General features: G+C 71.9%; 5 protein-coding genes. 4 read left to right on the top strand and 1 reads right to left on the bottom strand.

The window, feature by feature from the left end:
- From VFB40_RS05410 to VFB40_RS05395, 4 genes are all read left to right on the top strand, one after another.
- Positions 1–488, top strand: a 488-nt coding sequence (locus VFB40_RS05410) for a hypothetical protein (protein WP_324848174.1), incomplete at its 5' end; no start/stop codon positions are given.
- A gap of 82 nt (positions 489–570) precedes the next feature.
- Positions 571–1,512: a LysR substrate-binding domain-containing protein gene (locus VFB40_RS05405; protein ID WP_324848173.1), complete on the top strand. Its 942-nt coding sequence runs from the start codon at positions 571–573 to the stop codon at positions 1,510–1,512.
- Between the two features lie 91 nt (positions 1,513–1,603).
- The gene (locus tag VFB40_RS05400; RefSeq protein ID WP_324848172.1) at positions 1,604–2,992 is read left to right on the top strand and encodes an MFS transporter; all 1,389 of its coding nucleotides are present in this window, start codon (positions 1,604–1,606) and stop codon (positions 2,990–2,992) included.
- Positions 2,993–3,384: 392 nt separating this feature from the next.
- Complete coding sequence (locus VFB40_RS05395) at positions 3,385–4,092, top strand: GH25 family lysozyme (RefSeq protein WP_349261353.1); 708 nt, start codon at positions 3,385–3,387, stop codon at positions 4,090–4,092.
- A gap of 91 nt (positions 4,093–4,183) precedes the next feature.
- Here the strand turns inward: VFB40_RS05395 and VFB40_RS05390 are convergent.
- Positions 4,184–4,823: DUF4232 domain-containing protein (locus VFB40_RS05390; RefSeq protein ID WP_324848170.1), on the bottom strand; the 640-nt coding region annotated here is incomplete at its 5' end.

The following is a 4,823-nucleotide window of genomic DNA, read 5'->3' as shown; positions in this document are numbered from 1 at the left end:
AGATGGCCGGGGTGCCGCTCGGGTTCATGCCCGGCGACCTCTGGTACCTCTTCCCCTCCAATCAGGACCTGGCGGCGGCATATGCACAGGAACATCAGGAAACAGAGACCGTTTACACACCCTTCCGGCTCGGCCCGGACGGCTGGTTGTCGGCTGCGGGCGGCCCGACCGTCAACGTGCAGTTCGGCCCGGTCCTGGCGCGGCTGCGCGACGACGCCGCCGAGGTCGTGCGGCGGGTGGGCGTCGAGGTGGAGGACGAATCGAGCGTGCGGCGGGCGGAGGAGGCGTGCCTGATGTACCTCTGGTCGCCGATCACCTTCCGCGCGGGTGAGGCGCCGATCGTCTCGGGGGTGCTCCAAATCGATCCGGTGCGCGGCGCCGACGGCCGCTTTCCGCAGTTCGCGTGGTTCCGGCCGCAGTCCCCGAACGGGCTGCGCAGCCGCGCGCAGGTCCGCATGTTCATCGCGAACGTCGGCACCGGGCGCTGACGGCCTGCCGCCGGCCATTGCCGTTGGCGATGCGAGCGGGTGAACCCATAGGCGACGCCTATCGCCGGTCTATCGTGAAGTGGTGCAGCTGACTCAGCTCCGCTACCTCCTGGAAGTGGCCGAGACCCGGCACTTCACCCGGGCGGCGCGCAATCTCCACGTCGCCCAGCCGTCGCTGTCGCAGCAGATCAGGTTGCTGGAGCGGGAGCTCGGCGCCGCGCTGTTCGTGCGCGCACGCGGCGGGGTGACCCTCACCGAGGCCGGGGCCGCGCTGCTTCCGGTGGCGCGGCGGGTGCTCGCGGACCTGGACGGTGCGCGCCGCGAGGTCCAGGAGATCACGCAGCTGCGGCGCGGCCGCGTGCGCGTCGGCGGGACGCCGAGCCTGTGCCAGGGCGTGCTCGCCGAGGTCCTGCGCGCCTTCGCGCAGCGCTGGCCCGGCATCGAGCCCTGTCTGGCGGAGAGCGGCACGAGCGATCTGGCGGAACGGCTGCGCCTCGGTGAGCTCGACGTGGCGCTGCTCATCCTGCCGGTGCCTTCAGCCCTCAGCGCGGTGATCGCGTTCGAGCCTCTGGTGCGGGAGGAGCTGGTCATCGTCTCGGGCACCGGACAGCTGCCGCCTGGCGAACGCGGGGTATGCACGCCTGCCGACTTGCGTGAAAGACCGCTGGTGCTGCCGCGACACGGTTATGCGCTGCGCGAACACGCGACTGGGCTGTGTCGCGCAGCCGGATTCGAACCGACGATCGCGGTGGACGGCGGCGAACTGGACGCGGTGATCGCGCTGGTGCGCTGCGGGGCCGGTCTCGCCCTGCTGCCGGCGATCGCCGCGCGCCGGGCCGCTCTGACGGTCACTCGGCTGGCCGAACCCGCTCCGCAGCGGACGATCGGCCTGGCCTGGCGCCGCGATGCAGGCCTCTCCCGGGCGGCGCAGGAGTTCCGTGCGATCCTGCTGGAGCAGATCGACCACGCACCGGCCACCGACGTTACCCATCGGATCGCCGCGCCGGACGGTCATTCCTCCTAGCTGCGGACCTCGGCGCGCATAGCCGCCGCCTATGCGCACGATCGGCGAAGACACTTCGACGCCCGCGACCTGCCCGGCCTATGTTCCGGGCATGCCAGCTGCCGCGAACGACCTAGACCACCGACCCGCACCACCGCGCCTGCTGGTCCCGGTCCTGGTGTTCCTCGGTGTGGTGACGGCAGCGGGCGGCAGCCTCGGCGCTCCCCTGCTGCCGACGGTCGCGGCGGTCGAACACGTATCGCTGGCGGCCTCGCAGTGGGCGCTGACCGTTTCGCTCCTGGTCGGCGCGATCGCGGCGCCGGTCGCCGGCCGGCTCGGCGACGGGCGGCTGCGGCGGCCCGTCGTCCTCGCCTCGCTCGCCACCGCGCTCGCCGGCTGCGTGCTCTCCGCACTGCCCACCGGCTTCGTGGGCCTGTTAATCGGGAGGATGCTGCAGGGCGCGGGCGGCGGGCTGGTGCCGCTGGCCATCGCGACCGCGCGCGACGAGCTGCCGGCCGAGCGCGGCAGGCCGGCGATCGCGCTGCTCGGGGTGACCACGGCGATCGGAATCGGCGCCGGCTACCCGGTCGTCGGCGCCATCACGCAGCAGTTCGGCATGGCCGCGGCGTTCTGGGCGGGCGCCGCCGTCACCGCACTCGCCCTGCTCGCCGCCGCGCGGGTGCTTCCCGAGGGGCCGGAGCGGGAGGCGCGCGGACTGGACTGGCCGGGCGCGACGCTGCTCGCGGCGGGCGTCGCGGCGGTGCTGCTCGCGCTTTCCCAGGGCCAGTCCTGGGGCTGGGTCTCGATCCGCACGCTGGCGGCCATCGCGCTGGCCGCGGCGATGCTGGCCGGCTGGGTCGCGCGTGAGCTGAACACGCGTCGGCCGCTCGTCGATGTACGGCTGCTGCGACACCGCGCGGTGCTCGCCGCGAACGTATCCGTGCTCTTGGTCGGCGTCGGGATCTACCCGCTGCTCTCGCTGGTGGTCCGCCTGGTGCAGACGCCGACCAGCGCGGGCTACGGTTTCGGCGAGTCACCGCTCGTGGCGGGCTCGCTGCTGGTGCCGTTCTCCTTCGCGAGCTTCGCGGCGAACAAGGCGGCCGGCGCGCTGCTGCGCCGGCGCGGGCCGGACGCGGTCGTGGTGGCCGGATGCGTGCTGCTGGCCGCGGCGATGGCGCAGTTCCGGCTGGGCCGCGGCACGCTGTGGGGGCTGGGGATCGCGATGGCGCTGGCCGGCTTCGGCGTCGGCTGGGTCTTCGCGGCCAACCCGTTGCAGCTCGTGCGCGGCGTCCCACCGCACGAGACCGGCAGCGCCACCGGCTTCTACCAGGTCGTGCGCTCCACCGGCTTCGCCCTTGGCAGCGCCCTGAGCGCCACCGTCCTCACGTCGGCCACGCCCCGCGGCCACAGCATCCCGGCCTCGTCCGGCTACGACACGGCCGCCGTCTTCGGTATCTGCGCACTGATCGTCGCGACCGCCGTCTCGGCCGCGTTCCTGTGAAGCCTTGATGAATCTTTACGACGCGCCGACCGAAGCCGCGCGCAGTCGCAGTATCCTGACGAAAAGTCCGATCTGCCCGGACTTACACCCACAACCTGATGAGGAAGACCATGGAACGCTCTGGGCGTTCGCGGCCCATCCACGGCGCGACCCGCCGCACCAACGCCGCGTTGATCACGACGGTGCTGCTCGGTTCCCTGCTGACCGTCGGCGTTACCGGGGCGGGTCCCGCCTCTGCCGCAGCTCTTGCCGTCGACGGAGGTACTGCCTCCGGGTCGAGCGCAGGCACCAGCTGGGCGACCACCGTGACCGGCCGGCGGGTGCCGGTCAGCCCGACGCACTACCCCACCCCGGTCAGCCCTGAGAAGATCACCCACCCGGTCGCCGACTTCATGGGATCGACCATCCCGTCCCACGAGCCGGCCGCCCAGCGCCCCGCGGCGGCCGCCCCGGTCCCGGCAGCGAGTACCCCGCAGCTGCCCGGGATCGACGTCAGCGCCTATCAGGGCAACGTCAACTGGGCGTCGGTCGCACCGTACATCGACTTCGTCTACATCAAGGCCACCGAGGGCACCTACTACACCAACGCCTACTTCGCGCAGCAGTACAACGGCTCGTACGACTACGGCGTGATCCGCGGCGCGTACCACTTCGCGATCCCGAACAACTCCTCCGGGTCCGCGCAGGCCGACTACTTCATCGGGCACGGCGGCGGCTGGTCCGCCGACGGCAAGACGCTGCCGGGCGCGCTCGACATCGAGTACAACCCGTACGGCGCCGAATGCTTCGGCCTGTCGCAGTCGGCGATGGTCAACTGGATCTGGAACTTCGTGAACGAGTACGCGGCGCGTGAGCACGCCTACCCGCCGATCTACTCGACCACCGACTGGTGGACCACCTGTACCGGCAACTACTCCGGATTCGCGGCCTACGACCCGCTGTGGATCGCGAACTTCTCGGCCAGCGGGGGCGGTCCGCTGCCTGCCGGCTGGGGCTACTACACGTTCTGGCAGTACGCCTCATCCGGATCGCTGCCCGGCGACCAGGACGTCTTCAACGGCGCGTACACGCGGTTGCAGGCCCTTGCCACGAACGGCTGAGCAGCAGCGGCAACTGCCCGTTGACCACGGGTAAGAGGTCGTAGATCGCGGGGCGGTGGCCCGATGCCGGGCAGCGCGGAGTTTCCCGGCGTCAGGCACCGCCCTTGCCCGGCCGTACGGCCTGGATGCTCATGTTCACGGTGCTCGTCGTGCAGACCTTGGTGTTGTACGGGACGTACAGCAGGTTCGAAGTGTTCGGCGGGTAGACCAGCAGCCACGAGGTCGAGGCGGGCTTGCAGGTCGCGGTCGGGTAGTTGAGGGCGTTGGCGATTTGGAGCGTGGTGTACGCGTAGCCGCCCGGCGCCAGGGTCACAACGGTCGGCGACACCGCGTTGTTGCGGTTCGCCGGCTGACCGACCTGATTGACCGGGGTGCCATTTCCGGCCGAGACGCCGGGGTAGCCGTAGAGCGTGCACGGCTGGTTGTTGAGGTTCTTGAACGTGATGGTCACGTACTCCGAGCCGGCGGCGGCCCCGACCTGGCCGACGGCAGCGTTGAGGTAGCGCACCAGGCACGTGTTCGCACCCGCCGGATGCCCGCTCGCGGCGGAGGTGGCGCCGCCGGATCCGCCGACACCGCCGCCGGCCTGCGCCGTGTCCGACGCGCCGGCGCTCGCGTCGCCGCCCGCGCTCGCGGTCGGCGTGGCACTCGCCGCGCCGGAGCCGCCGACCGCGCTGGGGCTCGGGCCGGGCGTGCTGGCGGAGGAGCAGGCCGCGGACAGCGCGACGGCA

It is taken from the genome of Actinocrinis sp. (assembly GCF_035650855.1).
In the GTDB taxonomy this organism is placed as follows: domain Bacteria; phylum Actinomycetota; class Actinomycetes; order Streptomycetales; family Catenulisporaceae; genus Actinocrinis.
The sequence above is the reverse complement of the archived record's forward strand: the minus strand, read 5'-3'. Positions and strand labels throughout refer to the sequence as shown.

Excerpts from the sequence above, each read along its gene's own strand:
- VFB40_RS05400 (WP_324848172.1), top strand. The coding sequence starts at position 1,604 with ATGCCAGCTGCCGCGAACGACCTAGACCACCGACCCGCACCACCGCGC.
- VFB40_RS05395 (WP_349261353.1), top strand. The coding sequence starts at position 3,385 with ATGGGATCGACCATCCCGTCCCACGAGCCGGCCGCCCAGCGCCCCGCG.